General features: G+C 44.1%; 21 protein-coding genes and 3 pseudogenes. 14 read left to right on the top strand and 10 right to left on the bottom strand.

The genetic code is table 11. The features are described 5' to 3' along the window. Nucleotides 1-292: 292 nt before the first annotated feature. The 7 genes from NB504_RS04715 to NB504_RS04685 form a co-directional block, all read right to left on the bottom strand. Nucleotides 293-3,469 (bottom strand): DNA methyltransferase, encoded by a 3,177-nt coding sequence (locus NB504_RS04715; RefSeq protein WP_258428394.1) that lies wholly within the window; start codon nucleotides 3,467-3,469, stop codon nucleotides 293-295. Between the two features lie 173 nt (nucleotides 3,470-3,642). Then, nucleotides 3,643-6,534, bottom strand: coding sequence for an SNF2-related protein (locus tag NB504_RS04710; RefSeq protein WP_258428393.1), 2,892 nt, complete (start codon nucleotides 6,532-6,534; stop codon nucleotides 3,643-3,645). Continuing rightward, a complete protein-coding gene (locus NB504_RS04705) occupies nucleotides 6,527-6,700 on the bottom strand; it encodes a methylation-associated defense system helix-turn-helix domain-containing protein MAD1 (protein WP_031777608.1) in 174 nt (57 codons plus the stop codon). The genes NB504_RS04710 and NB504_RS04705 overlap by 8 nt, the downstream gene beginning before the upstream one ends. A gap of 152 nt (nucleotides 6,701-6,852) precedes the next feature. Beyond that, the gene (locus NB504_RS04700; RefSeq protein WP_258428391.1) at nucleotides 6,853-7,737 is read right to left on the bottom strand and encodes a Wadjet anti-phage system protein JetD domain-containing protein; all 885 of its coding nucleotides are present in this window, start codon (nucleotides 7,735-7,737) and stop codon (nucleotides 6,853-6,855) included. Beyond that, nucleotides 7,734-10,526 (bottom strand): hypothetical protein, encoded by a 2,793-nt coding sequence (locus NB504_RS04695; protein ID WP_258428390.1) that lies wholly within the window; start codon nucleotides 10,524-10,526, stop codon nucleotides 7,734-7,736. The genes NB504_RS04700 and NB504_RS04695 overlap by 4 nt, the downstream gene beginning before the upstream one ends. Next, nucleotides 10,520-11,089: a DUF4194 domain-containing protein gene (locus NB504_RS04690; RefSeq protein WP_258428389.1), complete on the bottom strand. Its 570-nt coding sequence runs from the start codon at nucleotides 11,087-11,089 to the stop codon at nucleotides 10,520-10,522. The genes NB504_RS04695 and NB504_RS04690 overlap by 7 nt, the downstream gene beginning before the upstream one ends. Beyond that, nucleotides 11,079-12,356 carry a hypothetical protein gene (locus NB504_RS04685; RefSeq protein ID WP_208891653.1) on the bottom strand — a complete coding sequence of 426 codons (1,278 nt, stop codon included), beginning with the start codon at nucleotides 12,354-12,356 and terminating at the stop codon, nucleotides 11,079-11,081. The genes NB504_RS04690 and NB504_RS04685 overlap by 11 nt, the downstream gene beginning before the upstream one ends. Nucleotides 12,357-12,499: 143 nt before the next feature. On the opposite strand from NB504_RS04685, the pseudogene NB504_RS04680 reads away from it, so the two are divergent. The 4 genes and pseudogenes from NB504_RS04680 to NB504_RS04665 all read left to right on the top strand — a co-directional run. Further along, nucleotides 12,500-12,895, top strand: a pseudogene (locus NB504_RS04680) (WYL domain-containing protein); the annotation flags it as partial. Next, a pseudogene (locus NB504_RS04675) lies at nucleotides 12,859-13,354 on the top strand (hypothetical protein); the annotation flags it as partial. The pseudogenes NB504_RS04680 and NB504_RS04675, both read left to right, overlap by 37 nt. Next, nucleotides 13,339-13,821: a helix-turn-helix transcriptional regulator gene (locus tag NB504_RS04670; protein WP_258428388.1), complete on the top strand. Its 483-nt coding sequence runs from the start codon at nucleotides 13,339-13,341 to the stop codon at nucleotides 13,819-13,821. The pseudogene NB504_RS04675 and the gene NB504_RS04670, both read left to right, overlap by 16 nt. A 114-nt stretch (nucleotides 13,822-13,935) precedes the next feature. Further along, nucleotides 13,936-14,058, top strand: a pseudogene (locus tag NB504_RS04665) (integrase); the annotation flags it as partial. Between the two features lie 16 nt (nucleotides 14,059-14,074). On the opposite strand, the gene NB504_RS04660 reads toward NB504_RS04665, so the two are convergent. The 3 genes from NB504_RS04660 to NB504_RS04650 all read right to left on the bottom strand — a co-directional run bounded on the left by NB504_RS04660 (nucleotide 14,075) and on the right by NB504_RS04650 (nucleotide 15,568). Beyond that, complete coding sequence (locus NB504_RS04660) at nucleotides 14,075-14,632, bottom strand: hypothetical protein (protein ID WP_258428387.1); 558 nt, start codon at nucleotides 14,630-14,632, stop codon at nucleotides 14,075-14,077. Nucleotides 14,633-14,920: 288 nt separating this feature from the next. Next, nucleotides 14,921-15,073 (bottom strand): hypothetical protein, encoded by a 153-nt coding sequence (locus tag NB504_RS04655; protein WP_013857464.1) that lies wholly within the window; start codon nucleotides 15,071-15,073, stop codon nucleotides 14,921-14,923. A 99-nt stretch (nucleotides 15,074-15,172) separates the two neighbouring features. After that, entirely contained in the window at nucleotides 15,173-15,568 is a 396-nt protein-coding gene (locus NB504_RS04650; protein ID WP_094124952.1) for an ACT domain-containing protein, read from the bottom strand. A 251-nt stretch (nucleotides 15,569-15,819) separates the two neighbouring features. On the opposite strand from NB504_RS04650, the gene NB504_RS04645 reads away from it, so the two are divergent. The 10 genes from NB504_RS04645 (at nucleotide 15,820) to NB504_RS04600 (ending at nucleotide 25,150) form a co-directional block, all read left to right on the top strand. After that, nucleotides 15,820-16,407: a bifunctional 2-polyprenyl-6-hydroxyphenol methylase/3-demethylubiquinol 3-O-methyltransferase UbiG gene (locus NB504_RS04645; protein WP_088728669.1), complete on the top strand. Its 588-nt coding sequence runs from the start codon at nucleotides 15,820-15,822 to the stop codon at nucleotides 16,405-16,407. Beyond that, complete coding sequence (locus tag NB504_RS04640) at nucleotides 16,404-19,331, top strand: DEAD/DEAH box helicase family protein (RefSeq protein WP_258428386.1); 2,928 nt, start codon at nucleotides 16,404-16,406, stop codon at nucleotides 19,329-19,331. The genes NB504_RS04645 and NB504_RS04640 overlap by 4 nt, the downstream gene beginning before the upstream one ends. Before the next feature lie 294 nt (nucleotides 19,332-19,625). Next, nucleotides 19,626-19,988, top strand: coding sequence for a transcriptional regulator (locus tag NB504_RS04635; RefSeq protein WP_228209387.1), 363 nt, complete (start codon nucleotides 19,626-19,628; stop codon nucleotides 19,986-19,988). Continuing rightward, entirely contained in the window at nucleotides 19,979-20,347 is a 369-nt protein-coding gene (locus NB504_RS04630; protein WP_017042958.1) for an SFCGS family glycine-rich protein, read from the top strand. Before NB504_RS04635 ends, NB504_RS04630 begins: the two co-directional genes overlap by 10 nt. Continuing rightward, the gene (locus NB504_RS04625; protein ID WP_017047947.1) at nucleotides 20,344-20,637 is read left to right on the top strand and encodes a DUF4312 family protein; all 294 of its coding nucleotides are present in this window, start codon (nucleotides 20,344-20,346) and stop codon (nucleotides 20,635-20,637) included. Before NB504_RS04630 ends, NB504_RS04625 begins: the two co-directional genes overlap by 4 nt. Before the next feature lie 24 nt (nucleotides 20,638-20,661). Beyond that, nucleotides 20,662-21,438: a DUF4311 domain-containing protein gene (locus NB504_RS04620; RefSeq protein ID WP_017045612.1), complete on the top strand. Its 777-nt coding sequence runs from the start codon at nucleotides 20,662-20,664 to the stop codon at nucleotides 21,436-21,438. Nucleotides 21,439-21,448: 10 nt separating this feature from the next. Beyond that, nucleotides 21,449-22,096 (top strand): DUF4310 family protein, encoded by a 648-nt coding sequence (locus NB504_RS04615; protein WP_017045613.1) that lies wholly within the window; start codon nucleotides 21,449-21,451, stop codon nucleotides 22,094-22,096. 45 nt (nucleotides 22,097-22,141) lie between these two features. After that, nucleotides 22,142-23,305 (top strand): amidohydrolase/deacetylase family metallohydrolase, encoded by a 1,164-nt coding sequence (locus NB504_RS04610; RefSeq protein WP_309303438.1) that lies wholly within the window; start codon nucleotides 22,142-22,144, stop codon nucleotides 23,303-23,305. Then, nucleotides 23,289-24,413, top strand: a complete 1,125-nt coding sequence (locus tag NB504_RS04605) for a DgaE family pyridoxal phosphate-dependent ammonia lyase (RefSeq protein ID WP_258428384.1) — start codon at nucleotides 23,289-23,291, stop codon at nucleotides 24,411-24,413. Before NB504_RS04610 ends, NB504_RS04605 begins: the two co-directional genes overlap by 17 nt. Beyond that, nucleotides 24,404-25,150 (top strand): 2-dehydro-3-deoxy-phosphogluconate aldolase, encoded by a 747-nt coding sequence (locus NB504_RS04600; RefSeq protein WP_170899422.1) that lies wholly within the window; start codon nucleotides 24,404-24,406, stop codon nucleotides 25,148-25,150. Before NB504_RS04605 ends, NB504_RS04600 begins: the two co-directional genes overlap by 10 nt. The last annotated feature ends 23 nt before the right edge of the window (nucleotides 25,151-25,173 follow it).

Genomic DNA, 25,173 nt, shown 5'->3' with positions numbered 1-25,173 from the left:
CAATGCTTAACAATGTTCAAGTCGTAGCGACGCAGCTCATCAAGGTCGATTAAATCGACCTCAAAGAGATAGTTACTCAACTCATGGAAGAACAAGCTTTGTCCATCCTCATGAATGCCTTCAAAACGGTCTTCGCCTAAACGTAGTTTTAAACCTTGCAAAGTCCCATCTTTGAAAAAGCGAAACATAAAACGGTTAAGCACCAGTTGTTTATGGAAGCTTAATTTACTGCTGCTTTGCTTTTTTACTGCTTTGCCAGTAGACGCAGCTTTTTGTGGAGAACGGGCCATGCTTAAATCTCCTCAGCAAACATCAGGCTCAGGAATTCCGGCTCAATTTGACGGAGTTTCAAGCTACGCAGCACTTCACCGCCATCGCCGTCAACAGTATATGCCGTTGGCAAATTGTGGTCGCCGTTAATGTAAATCACATCAAAGGTCTGCTCTTTCGCATACAGATCAAAGCGGTTAGCGTAATCATTGAGTTTTTCATAACCAATTTTGTCGCAATCTCGCCACAAAATAAGGGTACGTTCACCACTTGGTAAAGTCCCTTCAACACGAACAAACCCACGCTCGATATTCGATTCAATCGACTTAATATGTAAGCCAATTAAATAGTTAAAGGTTTCGACTAGATCGACATTCCTCTCTTCATAAGCCCCTGCCGAATCAACAGCAATTTTCATTCTGTATTCAAATGGCTTTACAAAATGATCGGTTGAAAGAAGAGAGTCTTTTGTCTCTACATTAAGCATATAATTCAGCAAGTAATCATCATTCAACGCAGAATTACTAGCAAATAGGTCAAGCTTTGGCTTTTTCAGCTCCAGATTATTTAATATATCCTCATAGCTTTCTAGCCGTTGGAATTTAAGGCAAAGTGAAAGACCATCATAAGTCTCAGGCTTGCCATTACGCCACTTAGAAGCAAATACGGTTTTCTTAATACGAGGCAAAATTGTGGAATCAATATAAGTATTGGTTTCCATCAAAACAAATTTACGACCAAGCTCATCAGTCCGATTACACTCAATAACTGCGCCAGCTGTACTTCCTGAACCGCCAAAAATATCGAGCACCCAGCTTTTTTCACTGGTTGCTTGACGCACAAACTTACCAACAAAGTTAGTGTGTTTTGGCGCTAGAAACACACCTTTTTTACCGAAAAGATTGGTGGTTTCCTTCTCACCGTCGGAATAATCAACAATAATACTCTTTGCTACATTTGTTTCCACTTCATGCAAAAAGCGCTTTTGCTGTGGTACTTTATTTTCATTAGCACCACAAGCTATACGATGATCATTCATTAATGATTCCCAGGAATTGCGCTTGGGATATTTTGGATCGATGTGCTGAGTCCCCTTCCAACCACGGGAAGGCATTGCAACTGGCTTGCCCGTGGTTGGATGATTAGGTCGATAATAACGATAGTTAGGATGCTCAGGGTCTTTTGTTGTACCAGACTGCTTTTGATCTGCCTCCATGATAGTCCAATCACTTTCACGAAAAACCCAAATTTTAGCACCAACAACTTTAGCTTGCCCTTCTTCAACAAAGCGGCCTTCTTGATCACGATATTCCGCGAATTTATACTGATAAACGCCGTTCCATGGATCGTTTCTTTTTTCTTCGGAATAGTTTAAACCTTCAGCCTCGATTCTTTTTTTAAATGACTGTTTATTATCTTTGTAAAGTGCTCGTAGCTTTACTTCTATGTCGTTGACAGATGGATAATCAGGGTTTAACTCAGCAACTAAAAGCATAACTTGTTCAAATCCAGGCTTCGGCTCGCGAAACAATGAGTAATCTTCTTCAGCGGCCCTAAGATCCTTGGTAAAAACTTCAATATATTCATGGTTGGTAGAGAATGTTTTGGCTCGACCATCATTAGTGTTTTGGATCCAAATTAGCTCTTCGACTTTATTTTCTTTACCAAAAGCTTCATTCATTGCTCCAATGAGAGAATCTCTTTCATTTTTATCAATACTCACATAGCAAGCAGAAGCAGGAGCCATTGTTCGCTGAACAAGCGCCAATCGATCATTCATCATCGTCGCCCATGATGAATGGCGATAGTTATTTTTATACGGAATTGCGCTGACGTCAGTGTTATATGGTGGATCAAGATAGACGCATTTAACTTTGTCAGCAAATTTACTCTGAATCAATCTCAACCCATGATAATTATCAGTATGCAATAGAACTCCGTTGCATTTTTCATCAATATCATCAAAAGACCGCAATATTTCATCTTTGAATGAAGAGTCAAAATTAGCGGTATCAATAACCAGAAACTTGTATTTGCGCAAAAAATCTATCGTTAGGTTTTGGCTATAACCTTCAAAATCCTGAATGGCATAAAGCTTTTGCCATTCATAGACTTGTTTTTGATTTTTTATAATTGCATCGTAAAATGACTCTGGGATAAGGTCTAAAGTAAGGCAATAATTTGATTCAACAATGAACTTCCTCTTATTCCACAGTTTTTTCTGGAAATTCTCTATTTGGGCCAAGAAGGTAACTAACTCTTGGGCAACCGCTCGCAAACATTGAATCATTCGCAATTGCTTTTCGATATTCGCAAACACTTCCGCATTTTGAACATTATCCAGATTCATTACTTCATTCTTGATGTAAAAATCCAGCTCATTGGTTAAGAATCCGCCGAGATCTTTATGAATAAAGTAATCTGCCGTATTACGCTGAGTGTAGGTAGTAAGGTGGCGTTCAAGCTCTGTGCGGTTTGGGTTACTCTCGGTTGGCGCTCGTTTGGCAAGATCCGCCCAATACTGTTGTACTTGGCTATCTGATAAAATAGTAGCGATCGCGGTTTGTACTAAGGCATCTTGCTTGGTGCCTTTTTTCATCGCTTTATATTCGAAATGAATCACTAATTCTTCAGTTTCAACTGATTCACCGTTAATAATTTCTGTCGATTTTACAACTTCAACAGGTTGATAAGACAGTTCAAACTCTTCTCCATCCTCGTCCAATTTGGTGCGAGTATGGGGTTCAATGAGAACAAAGCGACGGTCAGCATCGTTATCTTTGCGATTATCCTTGGCGGTATCTGCCGACAGCAGTTTGAAGCTTACCTTACGACCATCAACGAGTTTGAAAGCATAGTTGGCAAAGTTCTCGCCGCTTTTAATGTAATACTGGTCCTTATTGGCCCAATGCAGCATGACTTCTTCACCAGCATAGGGGATAGCATAAGTATCACCTTTGTAGCGGCGCTTACTGATAAAGTCACCGTTATCGTAATAACGAGAAAAAAAGGTCAGCAGATGTGAGAAAACGGCATTTTCATGCTCGCTAGCACCTGTTGCAGTTTCAGCTATTTGCTTTTTCAACGCCTGAACTTTTGGGCTTTGATCTGGCTCAAACCCCGCTTCCGTTGTCGCTTTTATTACAGCTTGAAGTTGCTGCTCAAGATCAGCTTTATTCGCATTTCCTGCATCAGCCAATGCAGTTTGTATTTTTGATTTAAGCTTATTGTCTAGGTAGTCATTTATCTCGTCAGCACGCGAATTGAGGATACGCTAAATGCCAAAGTCCAACTCTGGACGGTCAATCTGAAAAATCTCTTTTAGCTTTTTAACTAGCTCGTTGTACTTGCTCATAGTCTTCTCTTATAAAATTAAATTACTTGCCAACGAATTGTGAACAACTCTGTCACTTCAGTTCTTTGCTTCATGCGCTCTTCTAAAGCAGCGATTAGTTCATCACGCTTATCAGCAATTTCGTCTTCAATATCAAATATCTCCATTCGCTGGCGTTTTTGTAGTCGTTCCAGTTGCTTGAGCTTCTCTTGATTTTGCTTTTGCTCTTCAACTGTTAGAGCGTGCCTAGACTCTCTCTTTACTGACTTAATTTGTGCCTTCGTATCTCGCAGCGCTTCCTCTGCTGCGAACACTTTGTCTTCAGCCCACTTCTCTAATTTGTCTCTTTCAACTTCAAACAATGCATTATTTTCGTCCATAACTTCAGCCAGCTTGGCGTCAATTTGCCGTTTTTTCAGTTCAATAAGCTCAGAAGGTAGGGTATTTTTCTCGTTGCCGTTCTCACTTCGGCCTACAATCGCCCCTAAATTAAACAGCCTTTTACAAGCATCATTATCAATAAGTTGACCACTGTCTGTTTTAGCTGTAAAAAGCAAAAACTCTTGCCTGTTGAATGCATCAACTCCAAGAACACTCAACGTTAACCACCCTGACTGACCCTTTAACTTTTTAGCAACGGATATCTTTGTTGCATGATTGGTGTAGTCGAACGACAGCAGTGCTCGTTTAGTTTCTATCGATTTAGCATTATCAATTACATATTCACCAAGTGGATGATTAATGCGGTAAGCATGGCGATGTTGATCTTGAACTTGCAACTCGCTGTTCTCACTACCTGCTTTTCTCAGTAATTGATAGTGACCTACTGGCAGCTGCTTGACTGATTTCTGTAGCGTAAATCGATAATTTTCGTGGTCAAAACTGGCGCAATCTTTTAATTGTTGATGCGTTACAGCCCAAAACCACCGTCCCACTTTGTCTAGGCGCTCTCTCGCTTCGTCAAGTTTGATCTTTAGAATATCGTGGATATCTTCATCAAAGTGCTCAAGTAACTTTTCTTGGGTCCTTTGCATTTTGACGCTAATTTCCTCTTCAAGCTCTTTTTGTAGCAACGAGAATGCAGCCTCAATTTCATCAGACGAGCGACATGAGTCATAGATAGATTGAATTCTTTTTTCAAAGTCTACACCGCTCTCGATACTGCCTAATACGCTATCTGATGCACCAAACACACCATCAAATAGATTAAACTTTTCTGTTAGCAGTTCGAGTACTCGCTGATCTGCCTGGTTTCGTTGATTGAGGAAGTTAACGACAACGACATCAAACTTTTGACCATATCGGTGACAACGGCCAATCCGCTGTTCTACACGCTGCGGGTTCCAAGGCAAATCGTAATTGATTAACAGAGAGCAAAACTGAAGGTTAACACCTTCAGCCGCCGCCTCTGTCGCAATCATAATTTCTGCATGTTCTTTAAAATGGTCTATTAGCGCAGAACGTTTATCAATTTGCGCAGATCCTGTAACACGTGATGACCCTTGATACTGCTCTTTCCACTGTTGGTAAATTTTGTTCGCTTGCGGCGTGTTGTTGGTGCCACTAAAAGTAACGACTTTATCGGCATAACCATTGTTTTCGAGAAATTCAGCTAAGTACTGCTGGGTACGCATTGACTCGGTGAAGATGATGACTTTTTTGGCAGCGCCCATTTCAGCGAGTTGTACAAATCCTTTTTCTAAACCAACAAGTAGCTCTTTTGATTTGGTATCAACCCCGATTTGCTCTGCTTTTTTGATCAAGATTTCCAGTTCTGAGATTTCAGCATGAAGAGCAGAAAAATCTATTGGTTTTTTCTCTTGCGCTTCAGATGTACTATCAAGTTCATCAACAAAATCATCCTCCAAATCGTCGTCTGTAATGATTTGTTGGACGATGTCGATTGCACTGTCATCTTCCCCGTCACTCGCTAACTTTTCCAATCGATACTTAAGGATCTGCAAGTTGTTAAGCACTGCCTTTGTACTTGAAGACAAAAGTTTTCTCAGGATCAATCCTGTCAGATGTCGATGTCTCTTCGGTAGTGCATAACTGTCTTCTCGTTCAAGCAATAATTGCACGCGTTCGTACAAATCTTGCTCTTGTTCACTAGGGTAAAAAGGTATCGTTATAGCCTTTCGCTCAGTGTACTTAATGTATTCAAGCACGTTTTTACGCAGCGTTCGCTTTACAAACCCAGACAAACGTTCTTTCAACTCCAAAGGGTCGCTATCCGCCTGCATAAATTGTTTTCGGAATGCTTTTTGATCGCCAAAAGCATGCTCGTCAATTAATGTAGACATGCCATAAAGTTCCATTAAAGAATTTTGTAATGGCGTGGCAGTCAGTAACAGTTTCTTACGGCCATCTAAAGCACGTTTAAGAGCTTGACCCATTTTATTACTTTCACGATGTGCATTCCTTAGCTTGTGGGCTTCATCAATCACGACCAAATCCCACATTTCAGCAACAAGTTTATCTTCTAATCTAGCCGCATAATGGTAAGACATGATGACGATTTGCTTGTTATTGAGCGGGTTATAGATACCTTCCCTTTGCAGCTGGTTAAATGTTTTTGCATCAATAACTTGAGATGGCAGATTGAATTTTTCTAACAATTCACAGGCCCACTGGCGTCTCAATGACGCAGGGCAGATGATTAACAATTTCCGTTTACGTTCAGCCCAGTATTGACAAAGGACTAATCCAGCTTCAATTGTTTTACCCAAACCTACTTCATCAGCAAGTACAACACCTTTGCTGAGCGGATTTTCAATGACAAAAAGTGCGGCTTCAATCTGGTGTGGGTTCAGGTCAACGCTGGCGTCAAATAGCGACTGCGACAATCTATCAACACCGTTGTTAGCATGAAGAATGGAAAGCTCATGAGCGAAGTATTTCGCGTGATATGGCGTGATATTGTTAAGCATGCTTTTGGCTCTCTATCCATTTTTCTAAGTCGTCTTTTTTGAAGCGCCAAGAACCACCGACTTTAAAGCCTGGCAACTTGCCTTCACTCGCAAGTCGATACGCCGTTTTCTCTGCAAGCTTCAAGTAAGCAGCCACTTCCTTAAGCGTTAATATTTGGTCATCCATTGCTGAGCGTTTTCTCTAAGCTTTAATACATAAATTGAATTATGGGAGAATATGGGAAAATTGAGGAACGGGCAATGTTCTAGATAGAGTTATGAGATTATGCGCTTAATCTCTGGTCAAAAGTGCTGAACTTGTTGGTATTACTGACAGAGTTAAGGCTCATCATTCAGCCAAACTGCCTCTTGTTCTAAGGCCAACCCCTGCCTCTTCATTGCTTGTATAAGTGCTTTTAACTCATTTTCCTGTTCGAGCCATTGGCCAGCATTACGCTCAAAGGACTCAAACTCTCGTGCAGTATCAATCCAGAGTTTATTTTGGCCATAGCGAGTTAATAAGGTGCGCCAATTTTGCATCAGCCAAAAAGTGGCTCTTTCTCCGAGCCGCTCTTTTAAGCGACGGTAATTGTTCAACCCTACTCCATCATAATCAGCAAATAAATAGATTAATGGAGACCGCTTCGGAGCTGCCAGCCAATCGATCAACTTATTGTGCAGTTGGCCGCGATACCAAATCACGCTGGTGGGCTCCGAAGTGGGCAGCCAGTCGAGCCTATCAAACAGCTCTTGGTTCTCCACGAGCCAGATAGTATGTTCGCTGTACAGTTCATGATTTTTGTCGCCGCCGATTTCTAGCGCAGCAACGCCAAATTCTTCGCTCGCACGTTGTAACTGTTCTGTTGGTCTATCTCTGTCATGCCAATTCGGCTGACCTCGGGTCTTAATGAATACATGAGTGACATCGTGGGTGATTCTTCCCTGTTTACTGCTTCGAGTGCTGGCGATATTCGCGGCTCTTGGCGGAATCGATATTGGTAAGTCTTGATGTGGCGACAATTGCTGTAAAGTCACGGTAACGACGGCTAGATCTTCAATGCGGTAAGCAACGCCTCTGCCGCTAGGCATCATTCGCACGCTGTGAGTCTTTCGGCAAAATTCGTCGAGTTGTCGCTTCTGCGCAGTCGTCATTGTGCTCGCTGCAATCGAGTCTGGATGTGCGTTCATGAGCCGTTTTAAGGCGGCAATCAATGGCTGACTCATTGTGATGTCTCCGCTATTGGCTGAGTCACAATACGACTTTCGATGGGCGACAATAGCTGCCAGCTATTACGGCTAATGACGTTTTTACCATTCACTTGGTGAATCGGCACACAGTAACGAGCGGTGGTTAACGGTGCCGGCGAGGCAAAAATTAACGCGAAGCCAAATTGCTCGGCTATCTCGATTAAGTTGGCTTGGTTCTTGGTATCCAATGCTAACGCCTCGTCCAAATAACAGACCGCTTTCATTTGGTGGCGTTTGTCTTGCATTAGGTGCAGCATGGCAAGGCCGGTGACTAACTTCGCCATCAATACCGTGCCGTTAGACGCTGCGCTATCAATATCTTCAAAAGACTCTTGCTGCTGGCCCTGCTTTGCCACGACAAACTCAAGCCTAAATAAGTCTGCGACTCTTAGTCCTTGGCGAGCATTGCCCTCTTCAATTAACGTATTTTTCGCCCGTTCTAGATCTGCATCATCTAAAATGCTCGCTTGATCGAACAAATCGAAACTTTGCCCCAAATCTGTCTGCTCTGCTTGCTGTATCAACACATTCATCGCATTCACAAGCAAGCTTTCCTCGACGGGTTCGATTTTGAAGGTTTTCAAATCAGAAAGCTGTCTGTGACTGATTAGCCGATTGAACTCTTTCATTTTACTTTGTAAAGCGAGAAGCCCACCGCGCAACTCCCTTAGACTCGCCGTCACGTTAACCACCGCAGAACGCGCTTTTCTCTCTAACGCTTGCTTTTCGTCGTCTAAACAATGGCTAAACTGAATAATGCCTTTTAACTCTTCGTCTTGAGTGGGTGCCATTTGAAACTTTGTGAGCCCTTTCTGAGCCAACTCATTTTTCATTTGGCGTAGCTCTTTAGAAAGGTTATCCAGTTCCCGGCAATCATTGATGAACTGTTCAAGACGAATGGGGAGATACTCCAAACTCCAGTCTTCGGTTGCTATCCATGGGGTATGAGGCTGTTCCGATAGCGCCGTAAACAGGGATTGATCATCCATTCTTTGCTCTTTGAGCGCCTCAACACGGTTATTATCTGAAGTTAACTTACTGAGCTTTTCCGAAGTCTTGTTGATTTGTTCTGTCAGCGCTTGATAGCGGTCTTTAGCACTTGCTAAAGCATTATTAATCGCTGTGATCTCTTGCTCGATCTTGGCTTTTTCTTCTCTACGTTGAGACTGACTAGCAGTGAGTTGATCAAGTTGCTGATAATCGATGAGCGCCTTTTCACACTCTTGCACGGCTCGGTGTAACTCGTTCTTTTTCTTTTCCGCCAAATCCCTTTGCTGACTGGCCTCTAGCAGTTCTGTGAGGCTATTTATCTGCAGGTTGATACTATCTAGCTCTTCCACCAGCTCTTGTTCGGTCTTTTGAACATGTTGAGGAATGAGCTCATCAAGGGATAAGGTTAAACCAGAAAGAGTGAGCGTCGGGACCATTTCACCACTCAGCACTTCTCGAAGCTGATTGATATCGAATGAATAATGCAAAGGTGAACGCTGCATCACTTGCTGACTCAGTACTTTGTTCAGTTTTTCTAGCTCATGCGCTTTGAGCAATTTGGAGAGATGAAGATACAAGTTATCGTCTAGGGTTTGCCGTTGAGTTTCCAACCTTTGACGCTTTTCTGTCCGTTCTTTTAACTGTTTGGCTAAATCTGATGAAGAAGAGCGTTGCGATTGAATACATAGCGCTGCCTGTTCTTCATAACTTTGTTTTGCTCGGTTGAGCTGGATCTCTAAGTAAGCTTGATTCGGAATCAACGCAAAGCGAGCTTGAAGCTCTTGGTGCTGCTCTTCGGTACGTTTTAGATCAGTGAGCTTGGTGTTTAACCCACTGCGTGTTTCAGCACGAGCAATATCTTGGTTATGTAACTCATTTTGTTCTTCTTCAAGCTGATGCTTCTGTGCTGATAATTTTTCTCTCGTTGTTTGAACGTGTCCGTGCCAATCTTGCAATAATTGGTTCACTTTGGGTTGTGCCGACGCAATTTTGCCTCTTAACGACAATGTACGTTGAAACTTATGCTCCAGCCCTTCGATGGTCGCAAGATTATTCACCGCCGCTAGATACTGCTCCCGCTCTAAGTTGATATCCTGAAATGCCTTCTCCCATTCTTGCTTAAAATCGATACTCGCGTTGGGCAGCTCGCGGCTAAAAATCTTGAGCAGGTACTCTTTTACATCACTGGAATTGAGCTTATCCAATCTGAGCGTTTTGGTGAGCACTTGCTGGAAAGAACGTGCATCGCTTACGTGTTCAAGTTTGAATACCGTAAAGTCGATGTCATCGGTCTTCTTACTCTTTGCACCACCGTAAATCAAATGACGAAAATCTCTTTCATTGTATTGATAGACTCTGTGCTGGTGGCTGGCTAGATGGTTGACCAGTTTGGGTTGGGTAACAATATGGCCATCCGCCAAACGGTAATCACCTAGGTTTAATTCGCCTTTGTAGGCAAAGTATTCATAATCGTGGCCTACGCCTTTGCCAACACAACCGAAAACAACCGTTCCGGTTTGAGGAAGTATGACTTCAAGCAAGATATATGCGCTGTTGTTTGGGAAATAGAAACGACGTGCTTTTTCGACGCTATGAGAGCCAAAGTCCATTCTTCTTTGGTCAATGATCAGTAGAAACTGGAGGGCGTTGATTAAACTGGTTTTACCGTGATTATTTGGTGCGATTAACGACACAGAATCATCCAGTGGGAGTTCTGCTCGCTGATATCCAGCACTGCCAATTAACGCGAGACGTTGAAAGCCGTAATTTAGCATGATTCACCCTCCTCATTCGTGACTCCATCGCTGACAGAGGCTTGATCGGTAATCGCCTCAAAGTGGTCTAAGTAACGATATACCGAAGGTAATAAGCGCCAGTGGTTGTTTTCTTGAATCGCAAAGCCTTTTCGCACCGCATTTTCGAGGATTTTTACTAATGCACCTTGATCTAACTCTTCTGCATCCAACAATCCTTGATGCTTTTCATAGACCTCATTTAGCACTTTATTGTCAATGGCCCACTGGTAAAACTGGCTCAAAGAACGACCAGTATCCGCTTGGTAGTCAAAAATCACCATCAGCAAAAGCGCCAGCTGTCGCGATTGCTTATTGATGTTTTGAGTCCCCTCATCGTCATGAAACCAAGCAAAACCACGCCCATCGATACGTAGCTCAAACCCTAGGTTAGAAAATAGATGTCGATACTGTTCCGATTGCTGTTCGAGTTCATACCACAGAGCTGCATCTGTCGAACGGTTCAGGTGTCGACCTGAATTGAATAAGTTGAACAGTTCTGTGAGATGTGTCAGCTCGGTTAAGTCGAGTTTACTATTTTGCATTATCCATATCCTTTGCACTTGTTGAGCGAGTCAAGGTCGTTAGTTGATGAGGATGATAAGTGACAGAGACGGTGCTGAGCGCTGTAGTACAAGGATTTGTACCCAAAAGGCTTTGCCATTGTGGTTCTCGCACCAGTTCATGATAGAGACGGAGTAATTCTGTATCAGGTAAATAGCGATAGTGTGTACTTAACCAAGTCATGAGATTCTCGACCGGCAATGCTTCTGCAAGTTGTTCACGCAATCGCTGTTCATCGATCCAATTCACTAAGAGGCTATCAGAGAGCTCTTCTTCGTCCGGAAAAGGAATAGAATTAGGTTCAAAACTCAAAAATTCAGCCATCAGTTCACGCACTTCGTTCCCAATCTGAATTTTACTGGTACGACTGGTTTTCCATAATGGTAAGCCGACTGCATTTAGCCCTCGCACTAGCCCCTTCTTACGAACTTGGCTTATTTGCTTGCTAATCACAGCAGAAAGCTGGTTATGTAGCCTCGCTTCCTCTCTCAGCGGTAACAAGGTATCTGCACATTGCTGAGCGATGATCCGCCCTTGGTATCGAAGATCTTTGACTTGATAAGCAATCTGACGCATTGCTAACCTTTGTTGATACAAAGAACCACGAATAGCCAGAGTATCAACGGCTTTGTCTAGTGCTTCTTCTGCTTTTTCCAACAATGGATAGAAACTGCCCCCAAGACCGCTATCCATCATTTCATTCATGGGTTCAACGTATTGGTCATACACTTCTAATACTTCACGATAGCGGCGTTCAATTGGCACACTGGTGTCTGCTGACTTAGCCGCTTCAGCAATGTCAAAAATGGCTTGCTTGTCTTGTGTTAATTGTTGGGCAATCTTTCTCGTCAACTCTGACAATTGGTTAGCGCCTGAACGCAGTAAATCATTATCGGTGTCTTCAAGTCCCTTTAATACTTGACCAGTGGCGTTTTTGATTGCTTCAACACGGGCTTTAAGTACCGCAGACAAACCAAGCTCGTGCTCCTGGGTCAAGCCACGTACAAAATCCACCACCAACGTGTTGATCTGATAATCACTACTTCTGCTGATAGGCTGCAAGATGTCCGCGTTGATAAGACTAGTCAGCACGGTGTTAGTATCTGCATCTTTGTTTTTATACTGGTTTATCACTTGTTCGAGGATGCGAAGTTCAAACGCGGGGAACTCTCGTGAAAGCCGGGTTAACTGCTCAACCACTTCCCAGTGACGGTGTAATTGAAAAACAAGACTTTTAGGGGAAACCATCTCTCTACCTTATCCACAAAGTTCTAGACTTTGATTCACCAAGACTATGCATAGATTGAAACTAAACTCATAATGTCTACTTAATGGCGACAGGTAAATACTGAATACATAAACATATCGAATAACTAGACAGGAATCTAACAATGAGTGCATGGCCAATTCGATGGGATCTGCTGTTTCGATACCGAATGATTGAGATTATTGCGTTATGGGAAGGTCGCTTAACCACCAATCATCTGATCCAGAGCTTTGGTATCGGGCGTCAACAAGCTTCCAAAGACATCAATACTTATCTTGCGGAGATTGCACCTGGCAACTTAGTTTACGATAAGTACCTCAAAGGCTATAAACCCAGTGATAGCTTTAGCCCTAAACTCACCTCCGGCCATGCCGATGAATACTTGCATATTCTTTCGCGTAGTGAGGATATGACGGTCACTTTTAATGAGCTCGATATGGGCTTTGAACATTCCACTATGGTTCGCCCAGTAACACGCAACATTTCGTCACAAGTATTACGTCCTTTGGTGCAAGCAGTAGACGGTACTGGGTTAAATACCTAGATATTGAAGACCTTAGTTCAGATGAACAAGACTATGTTTTGCTCAAGTTTGGCACGATGTCGCCTATTGGCAACTTAAGAATAAAAGACTCTCTTCCAGAACGCTACGAAGTCGCAGACAACCTCTACTTCTCTGTTGATGATGTTAAAAATAGAGCAGGTGATTTCCTCGACTATGCACAGCAAAGAGGGGCAACCACTACAGAAAGCCCCACTAGAGGTTGGAGGAACTTACGACTTCGTCGGAATAGCGGACACCTTATCTGATCTCGTGCCAAAGGAAGTGTTATTACAAGAGCTAAAGGTAACTGCAAGTAAATGCGTAAGCCTAAAGCAGAGAATCGCTTTACGAGGAGTACCAGAACAAATCTTGGAGATGCCAGCCGTTGGCTTTAATCATATATCAGAAAAGCTCACTAAATGGGGGCTGCTATGAATAAGCCAAGCAATAAGGAGTCAGTACAAGATACGGTGGCTCGCCTAAGAGCAAGCCGAAATCAACAGCAGACCAAGACTGGGAAGAATGCCACTCATTCGATCAAAGAGCGAACACAACTCGATACGCCAACGAGATCGAAAGCCTCAAAAAACGCCAAAGCAGTCAGTGCAGCGGAACGCAAAACCGAAGCGAACAAAATCATCAAGCAACTATTACTTGGTGAGCTTACACAAGGTCAAGCGTTGAAAAATTTACGCATTAATATACTGGGACTCAAACAGGATGTGTTCGCAAGACTTGTCGATGTTTCAAGAAAAACACTCTCAGATATAGATAATGATCGGGGCAGCTACAATACAGAGATTCTCAACAAGGTATTCAAACCATTTGGCTTAAAAGTCGGACTGCTCCCCTCTTCTCCCGATGCGTTAAAATCGCTATTGATAGATGGTGAGGATGGGTAAAATTCTCAGTATCAGCGCTATTCCTTTAGATTGAATTGCTATAACAAGCTAGTATTTTTTAATGATTTAGGAATACATGGACGCGGGTTCAGTTCCTTTTGAAGTAGGAAATTGATGATTTTGCCAGGTGGCTCTAAACAATCGCAACTCAATGACTATCGCTCAATAAATAGAAAGCGCGCCAATCTCAACTTAGGACGCCACCCTGATGTTTCTCTTGTACAAATGCGGAGGTCAGTTTACACACCCGCAGTTATGCATTCGTTTGTTGCTGATGGGCAGCGACTGCCGTGAGTTTATCGGCGCGGAAAAGCTTGTAAGCCATAATGCCAATAACCAACGCTTTGATGATCATCATTTGTGGGTTACCGAAATAGGCGGCCATACCAACAAACCCCGATAAGAACATGAGCAAACGGAACCTTTTCAGGTCAGTCATATACAGCGCCAACAAAATTAACGCGAGATCGCCAAACTGCAAGGCTTCGGCAAGTGTGGGGTTATTGATAAAGCTGCTTACGGCCACATAAGCAATATAAAGAATGCCGCTCGCCATCAAAGCCGCAGCAGAATTGATCACCATTTTGCTGGTGTTAGTAAAATCTTTCACATATCGATAGGCGTTAATGGCACCAACCGACAGGTTAAGGATCACTTTAGGCCACCAACCCATCAAAATTGCCCAAGCAATGTCATTCGCAGCCGAAGCAAAAGCAGCATAGCGTGTAAACTTCATCGAATTAAAAACGGTAAGTGATATATAGAATGCGACAGATGTCCATCCTAATACTTCGCGTAATATATCAAGCAAAATACGGTCTCTTTTTACATAGAATCATCATCCACAACAATGAAACTATCTGCTACTAATAAGGCCAGTAGTGGTTTATAAACCCACCACCTAGCCGTTGGGCGCAGGATAATATCACGGCATTCGGTATAAATCCTAGAAAAGACTCTTATCAATACACGCTTATTCTCGAAAATATGTTTCTCAATTTTGGAAACAAAAATGCAAACTCAACAAACGCATCACCACTCCCCTTTTGACACATTCAATCATCCCTGAATGAAAATTAACTGACGTACGCTAACTCATTCAGCGAGGAGAACGAACCGCAACCACTTTCGTCTCAATCAACTGGTAGCGAATCCCTGCTTGGTCAAACGACTGGCGCAGCGCCGTTAAATTCCGGTGATAGGTCACTTGCCGACCAGATGCCGTCTTCACTTTCATTACCATATTACTCATACACTTATCCTCTACACTTAACCGATTGGTTGCATCAAACTATGCTATTTTGAATATTTATAACCAAACAACTTGGAGTTGCAGGTAGCAAGGAAATCGTTATTGTGCGAACTCTTTGAGTGCTGCCATCGCCTTTTCTGCCTTCTCTTTTTGCACAAAAATATGGTCATGATAATAGCCCGCAATCACATTAGCGCTGATGCCATACGAAGCTAGCTTAGTTGCAAAAGCGGCCGTTAAACCCACCGCCTCTAAACTTGAATGAACCGTCAGCGTAATTAAGCTGAATACCGATTCAAAATCGAGCTGCGCCGCAACGGCTTTTTGCTGCTCAACGACCAAGGTCAGCCCTTCACGCTCTTGAAATGTCGCCACGGGTTCTAAATGCAAATAATCGGCTAATGCCCCTTGCACAGTACAAAACACATAACTTCCGCCCACCAACTCGGGTGACATGGATTGCAGTAAAACCTCTAAATCAGTAATCGCTGTCATATTTTTCTTTCTCATTCAAATTGAAGCCGAAGTGCAGAGTAAAGCCCTCTGTGGAATAAGTGAAATTAATAATATTAATGGTTAATTAGTCATTCTTATTGAATAGAACATCACTTGAGTTCTATGGCGACTTTAGGCTAACTGTCTGCGCACGGAAAACTTAAAACAACTCAGTTGATCACACTTGTACTGCAATCAATTGAGCCTTTGGTATTAGATAGTTAGAATAGCGTTCACTTTGAGGAGCGATTATGTCTATCGAGTTCTACAACCAAAATGCCCAACTGTTTTTTGCATCAACCAAAGAAGTAGATACCCATTCGCTGATGGAACACTTTACGCCCCATATTCCAAAAGGGGGCATCATCCTTGATGCTGGTTGTGGTTCTGGCAGAGATGCAAAAAGTTTCATTGAGCAGGGTTATAAAGTGGTGGCATTTGACGCCAGTGAAGAATTAGCAAGCTTAGCATCTCAACTGCTTCAAATTCCGGTCACCGTTTCAACCTTTGCTGATTTTCAAAGTGATCAATCTTTTGATGGTATTTGGGCTTGCGCATCGTTACTGCATGTTGGTGAATTGGATCTTCCAGATACCTTTACTCATTTAGCTTCTCAGCTAAAACCATTAGCCCCTTTATATTGTTCTTTTAAATATGGAACAGGGGAAGTGGAACGTGATGGCCGTCGATTTACCAACGGTGATGAACAACGTTTAGCACAGTGGATCGCTCATGCCCCATTGAATGTGGCAAAAATCTGGATAACCAATGATTTAAGAACGGATCGCCAAAACGAACAGTGGTTGAATGCTATTTTAATAAAAAGTGAAGAGCGATGAGCGCTCATAGAAACAAGGGTCTGACCACTTTATATAGCGGCCCAAAACTGAGTGCGGGAGGGAAACAAGACCCGCTACTTCCTAAGTTAATCCAAGCCATTAACCACGCTAGTGAAATAGAGATCTCGGTTTCTTTCGTTCAACCTTCCGGATTAGATTTACTATTTGACCCTATTCTTGACGCTCTAAAAAGTGGAGCCTCACTCAAATTACTGACTTCGGACTATCTAGCAATAACCCACCCAGTCGCATTACGACGCCTTATGATATTGGCGGAGCGTGGAGCGCAATGCCGTATTTTTACTTGTGAAAGTCAACATAGCTTTCATATGAAATCCTACATTTTTGTTAAAACAGAACAAGGGGCCATCAGTGAAGGGTGTGCTTGGGTCGGTTCAAATAACATCAGTAAAACAGCATTACTACAGAGCTATGAGTGGGCTTTACGCCACGATTTTGAGCAACCAGCCACTTCACCCGCAGCGCAAGAATTTGAATATATTCGTGAGCAGTTTTCAGCTATTTTTTCTCATGAACAGAGTATGAATCTCTCCCATCACTGGATAGACGACTACTTACTGCGCTACAAAAAACTGTCAACGCAACGTTCATTAACACTGTTGGATGGAGCCGATGAAGCACCGGAGATACCTACCCCAAACTCAATGCAAGTGTTGGCTTTATCAGCGCTAGACCAGAGCCGTGAGCAAGGCTATGTACGTGGCTTGGTTGTCTTAGCGACTGGAATGGGAAAAACATGGTTAGCCGCTTTTGATGCTCAACAGATGCAAGCAAAACGCGTCTTGTTTGTTGCCCATCGAGAAGAGATTCTGACTCAAGCTGAAAGCACATTTAGTAAATTAATACCTAACGCTAAAACTGGCTTATACAACGGAGCTGAAAAAACAGAGAAAGCTGATTATCTTTTTGCTTCAGTCGCCACCTTAGGTAAAAAAGCGCAGTTAGCGCGCTTCAAAGCCGATGATTTTGACTATATTGTTGTCGATGAATTTCATCACGCGAGTGCACGTAGTTACCGAGATTTACTCGCTTATTTCCAACCAGCGTTTCTTTTAGGCTTAACCGCAACACCCGAGCGCTCTGATCAAGCCGATATATTATCGCTTTGCGACAACAATTTAGTGTTTGAGCGTAACTTGGTGCATGGCATTGATGAGAAAATTTTAGTGCCATTTCATTACTACGGTATTTACGATCAATTCGTCGATTATCAAGAAATCCCTTGGCGCAATGGTAAATTTGACCCCACAGCTTTGGACAGTGCATTTGCAACCAAGCAGCGTGCCGAACATATTTATCAACATTGGTTTGGCAGAAAACAACAGCGCACATTAGCTTTCTGTATTTCTAAACGTCATGCCGATTACATGGCGAAATACTTTTCCAAACAAGGCATTCGCGCTATCGCCGTCTATAGTGACTCTCGAATACGTCGAAACGACGCCCTAAAACAGTTGAATGAAGGAAGTATCGACATTCTTTTTTCTGTCGACCTGTTCAATGAAGGAACCGATCTACCAGCGATTGATACCATTTTGATGATTCGTCCCACCGAATCAAAAATACTCTTTTTACAGCAATTAGGCCGCGGTTTGCGCCAATCTCCGAGTACAGGTAAACAGCAATTAATGGTGTTAGATTTTATCGGTAATCACTCTTCATTTTTAAATCGGCCCGCAACCCTACTCAATGTGGGTTCACTGAAAGAAATAGTAAAAACGACCAACCAAACCACTTCGTTAGCGGCCGGTTGCTATGTCAACTTTGATCCACAACTGCTGCAATTTTGGCAAACCTTAGCAAAACAGATACGTTCAACGGCGGCTGAAGATTACCAAGATCTCAAGCATCAACTCGCACACCGACCAAGTGCCGTCGAATTTTTCCACCATGGCTATGATCTCAGTAAAGTACGCCGCTCGGTGAAAAGTTGGTTTAGGTTCGTGGCAGACCAAGAAAGTGACTTAGCACTGACTCAACGACTGACGAAATATGACGATTTTTTGCTCAAAGCAGTCGAAATCACAGCGATGAGCAAATGCTTTAAAGCCGTTTTACTTGAAGCACTATTAGAGCTTGATGGTTTGAGAAAGCCCCCAACATTGAATGAGCTAGCGATTCAAAGTCATAAAGTGCTATCACGTAGACCTGATTTAATGCGACGAGATCTCACCGAACAAGCCAAGCAATTTAGCGCAACAGGATCCGAATGGCTAAATTACTGGAATCGAAACCCAGTCAAAGCGTTTACAAGCCCAGACTCTTCTGGCCATGCATGGTTTAAGGTGGATAATCATCGCTTTGTACCCACTTTTGCTGTAGACAATGCCGATTTGCCACAGCTTCATGATTTTATTCAAGAACTTGTCGATTTGCGCTTTGCCGAATACATACAGCGAGTCAGTAAGCAAGAAGTACACTCAAACTCGAAGCCAATCCAAACTTCGGCCAAGATCCTTCCGTTGCCAAACCAAGCAAGCGAAAAAGGTACCTATTTGCCCCTCTACCCCGATCTAAAAATTGCTTGCGGTCATTTCAAGCAAGGTACTCATGATACGCAAGAGCAATATTTAGTCGCCGCTGGTTACGGTAAGCTTGATCCAACAAGACATTTCATTGCCCCCGCTTCAGGTAACTCAATGAATGGAGGTAAAAACCCGATTCAAGATGGTGATTTACTACTACTTGAATGGGTCACACCAAAGAGCGCAGGTTCAATTTCTAATCTGGTCATGGCGATTGAAACTCAAGATGAAACGGGTGATAACCACTACTTGCTACGCGTAGTACGCAAAATAGGACCAAACCATTATCAGCTTGAGGCACAAAACGCTGACTACGCTCCCATGCTCGCAACCGACAGCATGCGTACTTTTGCTCGGCTCAAAGCTATCCTCCGTTAATATTGCGTGCTTCCTGACGCTCGATTGGGAAAATAAACATAAAACCAAAATAACCACCAGTTATTTTGTGACAGGCAGCAAATAAAGAGACGATAAATTTGCGCTTAAAATAGCGATTCAAATCACCTTTTCAGCGCATTTACTCCCATAAATCTTCTTCACACATCACATAAAACCGCGCGAATGTTACTAGCCACGGTTTATTTCCATTTGGAAGTGGAAATAGGGCTTATCCACCCTTGATCCCTTTTACGCTATTTTCTTCTCCAAGCTAAACATTTGGAGAATCCCACGGTGCAAAACTCTCAACCCATTAGCATGGATGATGCACAGATTATAGAGCTTGGTTTGTCGCTCACCGAACGAGCCATTGCCTTGCTTAATTCACACGCTATCTACCCCGATTCGCTACAGAAAAAAATGCTCGAAACACACATCAAAGCGATGGTTTGGCGCTCGTTTAGTGGCGAATCGTTGCCTGAGCTCGATATGGAGATGTTTGATGAAATCTCTCCCATTTGTTTCACCTTGGCCGAGCAAGTGTGTCGTTGGATGGAGAACCTCGCTTATGAAGAAGCGCATCTGCTTTCGGTCCATTTTGAAGTAGCTAAAGAAAACGAATTAAACCCAACAGCAGGAGAAACAACATGTCAGTAATCAAAGTCGTTATTGGTGATCGCATGGGCAAAGGTCAAAAAGTAGGAGCTGGTGCTCAAGCGGCAGGCGCTGAAGTGACCGTTATTCCCGGCATGGCCGCAGACATGAAGTTAGGTGATGTCATGCATCAGCAGCAAGCCGATTTAGGGATCTCTTTTTGCGGCAGCGGCGGCGCAGGTGCTATCACAGCGCAAACAAAATATGGCTATCAATGCCGTTATGGAATGCGCTCTGTTGAGGAAGGGATAACCGCGATCAATGAAGGCTGTGTGGTTTTGGGTTTCGGCTTTATGGATAAAGAAGAGCTGGGCGAAAAACTGGTGAAGGCGTTTGTGGCTAAGCATGGCGTCAAAGCATGAAAGAGCAGTTAACCACTAAGGTAACCGTGAGTGGCAAGGGCGAAACAAAGCAGCAGGCTTTTGCCGCGGCTTTAAGCCAAGTACAACCCACGTTACTTAAGAATAACGCAAAAGTGCTCCTCCGGATTGAGCCGTTAGACGTCAACGTTTTGCAAGCAGAAGAGAAAGTAACGCGAGAGAAATTCCTTTTCTTCTTTCTTGCAAGAGATCGACGCCAATACAGCGTCAAGCTAGAGGTTACGGTCAGCCTGACCCACATCGATGTGGAACAGGTCGATTTCAAACGTTAACAGGTCACTATAAGGATCCCTGACATGTTTCTTATCATTCTCTTTAAGTCCATCATCATTGGTGGCTTAGTCGGTATCGGCGTTGGAGTAGGCGCGGCAAGGATGTTCCATGCTCCAACTATCCAAGGTATGGGTGCATTTCGTACTCTGGGAGAGTTGAACTCATGTGAAGGCGACCCTGCCTCTCACTTCTCTTTTGGGCTTGGATTCTTCTTTAATGCTTGGGCCTCAACGGTTGCGGCAGGGGCATTCACTCAAGATGTTGACCACCGCATCATCCCGAACTGGGGCGCGGCGGCGCTGATGATAAAAAACCGCGACCTTGCCACTACCTTGCATGATCCAAAACGAATGGGCATTGCTTGCGCCATTATCGGTGCGATTGTGGTTGCGTTTCTTAACTCAACGGCGGCGGCCGTTCCTGCGGCGCTGCAAGTCACGGCGGTAAAGGTATTAGTACCAGCGGCAAACTTACTGGTGAATACCGTCATGCCGGTTATTTTCTGGCTAGCGGCAATTGAAGCGGGTAAGAAATCGGGCTTTTGGGCCACTATCTTTGGTGGTTTAGCGCAAATGATCATGGGCAACGCCGTTCCTGGTTTGGTGCTGGGTATTTTGATTGGTAAAGGTGTTGAAGAGAGTGGTTGGAACAAAGTAACCCAGATCATGATGGCGGCAATTATTGCACTGTTTGCGTTAAGTGCTTTCTTCCGCGGGTTCGACATGAAATTTATCGAAGCTTTCCATATGCAAGTTCCTTTGTGGCTTGAAAACATCCATCTCATGATCAGTGGCAAATAAGGAGTTGACCATGGACGAAAAAATGAAACACAACTTTTGGTATGCCGACTGGTCTTTCCCGATTTTCGTGGGCTTGCTTTCAGCCGGGGTTTTTGCCGGAACGCACATGTACTACTTATACGGTGTCGGTGCTTTTAACGAAGTGGCGTTTGTTTCCATGCTGCGAGCAGGGATGGATACAGGCGCGTACGGTGCGGTGGCCGCTTTTGGTGCAAGCTTTCTGTTTGCACGCATCATTGAAGGTTCGCTCGTGGGCATTTTGGATATCGGTGGCGCAGTGCAAACCGGTGTGGGTTTAGGGATTCCAGCTTTATTACTGGGTGCTGGCATTGTTTATCCTCTTGAAAATTTTACCGCTTCGTTAATCACAGGCATGCTCGCTGGCTTGGCGATTGGTGGCTTAATTGTGCTGGCACGTAAATTCACCATTAACCAAAGCGATTCAACCTACGGGGCTGATGTGATGATGGGAGCAGGCAATAGCTCCGGCCGTTTTCTTGGACCATTGATCATTTTATCTGCGATGGCCGCTTCTATTCCAATTGGAATCGGCTCTCTAGGTGGCGCATTGATTTTCTATGTGTGGGGTAAACCGATTACGGGTGGTGCCATTCTCGGAGCGATGGCGTTAGGAGCTCTTTTTCCTATCGCACTGTAAAACAAGCTGGGGTTTAAATTCTACTGAGAATCGCTCTTCGCGCCGATGAGCGAAGAGCGTGAGATGCAAATTATGTATGACATCCTGATCAAAAATGCCCAACAAGCGGGTGGGTGTAGTATCGATATCGCCCTTCAGGGCAACAAAATAGCGGCGGTGGGCGATCTTACTGGTTCATTGGCAAAACAGACCGTCGATTTAGATCATGACGTTTTTGTGAGTGCTGGTTGGATTGACGGCCACACTCACTGCTATCCGAACTCGCCTATTTATAACGACCACCCCGATAACGTTGGGGTGTCCGGTGGCGTGACGACTGTCATTGATGCGGGCAGCACAGGCACAAACGATGTGGATGATTTTGCGCAGCTTGCAGCGCAATGCACAACCCATGTGCGCGCACTACTTAACATCTCGAAAATTGGCTTGTTGCGCCAAAATGAACTGGCCGATGCTAATGACATTGATCTGGATAGCGCAAAGCAAGCACTGCTTCGTCATCCCGAATTTATTGTCGGCTTAAAAGCACGCATGAGCGGTACTGTTGTCGGCCACAATGGCTTAATGCCACTTCATGCAGCCAAAGCATTACAACAGCAATGCGGCTGCGTTCCATTGATGGTGCACGTCGGTAATGCGCCGCCAGATTTGGATGAGATTGTCGCTCTGCTGGGCAAAGGCGATATTCTCACTCACTGCTTTAATGGCAAGCCTAACCGCATTCTTGATTGTCATGGGGAAATAAAAAGCAGCGTTCAGCAGGCCAGAGCTCGAGGCATGAAACTTGATATCGGCCACGGCAGTGCCAGTTTCAGTTTTGAGGTGGCTGAGCAGGCCATCGCACAAGGGATTTTGCCCGATACGATCAGTTCTGACATTTACTGTAAGAACCGGCTCAATGGCCCGGTTTACGGTCTTGCCCACCTGATGTCGATGTTTTTTACGCTCGGATTATCCCATGAGCAGATCATTGAGCGCGTGACGAGTCAAGCAGCGCAAGCACTTCGCCTAGCGAAAAAGGGGCACTTAATTGCAGGCTATGATGCCGATTTAACGCTCTACACCATCAATAAAGCATCGGTTAACTACACCGATACTCATCACCAACATCGAACTGGACAACAGAGATTTACGCCTCTTGCTGCCATTATTGACGGCAAGCTTGTATTGACTGAACAAGGACAACAGCATTATGTCTTCCATTCTTGAAAAATATCACTTGAAACAAGTGATCAACGCATCTGGCCGTATGACAGCTCTTGGTGTTTCTACTCCGCAACCCGAAGTGGAACAGACTGTCTGTTTTGGGATGAACAACTACTTTGAAATGAGCGATTTGGTGAACAAAACTGGCCAATATATTGCTCGTTTGCTGCAAGTTGAAAATGCAGTCGTGGTCTCATGCGCTTCAGCGGGAATTGCACAGAGTGTCGCGGCAGTCATTGTGCGTGGTAACCCTTATCTGCTTGAGCATCTGCATGCAAAAACGCACTCGATCGCAACGGATATTGTGATCCCCAAAGGGCATAACGTCAATTATGGTGCCCCGGTTGGCAGCATGGTAAATCTTGGCGGCGGTAACCTGATTGAGGCCGGTTGGGCTAATGAATGCAGCGCAGAACAATTAGCCGCGGCAATCACCCCCAATACCGCCGCCATTCTCTACATTAAATCGCACCATTGTGTGCAAAAAAGCATGTTAACCGTGCCACAAGCGGCCAAAGTGGCTCAAGACCACCAGCTTCCGCTGATTGTTGATGCAGCAGCAGAAGAGGATCTACAACTCTATTATCAGCAAGGGGCTGATCTGGTGATCTACAGTGGTGCGAAAGCGATTGAAGGCCCAACCAGCGGTTTAGTGATTGGGAAACATCAATATGTGGAATGGGTTAAGCAGCAATCTGCAGGGATTGGCCGTGCTATGAAAGTCGGTAAAGAAGGCATTTTAGGCCTAACGCATGCCATTGAGTTGTACTTAAGCCGCCAACAAGAAACCGGCCAACAAATGGTGGATAAAATGACGCCATTTATCGAGGCGTTAAACCGTATTGAAGGGATAAGCGCACGCGTGGTTTGGGACAGTGCAGGCCGAGATATCGCACGTGCAGAAGTGAGTTTTGATGCCAAACAATTTGGTATCAGCGCTAATGAAGCCGTTACACGCCTCCAAAATGGTAACCCAGCGATTTACTGCCGCGCTTACAAATCCAATGAGGGTTCGGTGGAATTTGATGTCCGCAGTGTTTCATCTCATCAACTTAAACTTATTCTTAGCGCCATGAACCAACTTAATCAGGAGTCATTAGAATGTCTTTAAGCCCTAATTTTTACGCTGACCGCGTATGTCTCAATGTGCTGGCGGGCTCTCATCATAATGCGATTGAAGTCTACCAAGCCGCACAAGGCCATGTGTTGGTTGGTATGCTCTCGAAAGATTACCCAGATACCGCAAGCGCTGCAGCTGATATGAAGGCGTGCGCTGAAAAAATCGAGAATGCTTTATCGATTGGCCTTGGCGCAGGGGATCCGAAACAATCGGATATGGTGACGGCTTTAGCCGGAATACTGCAGCCTCAGCATGTCAATCAAGTCTTTACTGGTGTCGGGGCTACGCGTCAAGCGCTAGGTCAACATCACACTATCGTGAATGGTTTGATTTCACCATCAGGCACTGTTGGCTTGGTTAAAATCTCAACTGGCCCGAAAAGTTCCGGCATGGAAGAAGCGGTTGTTCCCGTTGATACGGCGATTGCCATGTTGCAAGATATGGGCTGCAGCTCGGTCAAATTCTTCCCAATGCAGGGGCTAAAATGCAAAGCTGAGTACCAAGAAGTTGCCAACGCCTGTGCTCGTCACCACTTTTGGTTAGAGCCTACTGGTGGTATTGATTTGGACAACTTTGAAGAGATTTTACGCATCGCTCTCGATGCGGGTGTCGAAAAAGTCATTCCACACATTTATAGCTCAATCATCGATGAGAAAACCGGACAGACTCGCCCCGAGGATGTGAAAACCCTGCTGGCCATGACTCAAAAACAACTGGCACATTCATAACACCGACGCCGGAGCATGTGCTC

Source organism: Vibrio sp. RM-69-4 (assembly GCF_024743775.1).
Taxonomy (GTDB): domain Bacteria; phylum Pseudomonadota; class Gammaproteobacteria; order Enterobacterales; family Vibrionaceae; genus Vibrio; species Vibrio anguillarum.
The sequence above is the reverse complement of the archived record's forward strand: the minus strand, read 5'-3'. Positions and strand labels throughout refer to the sequence as shown.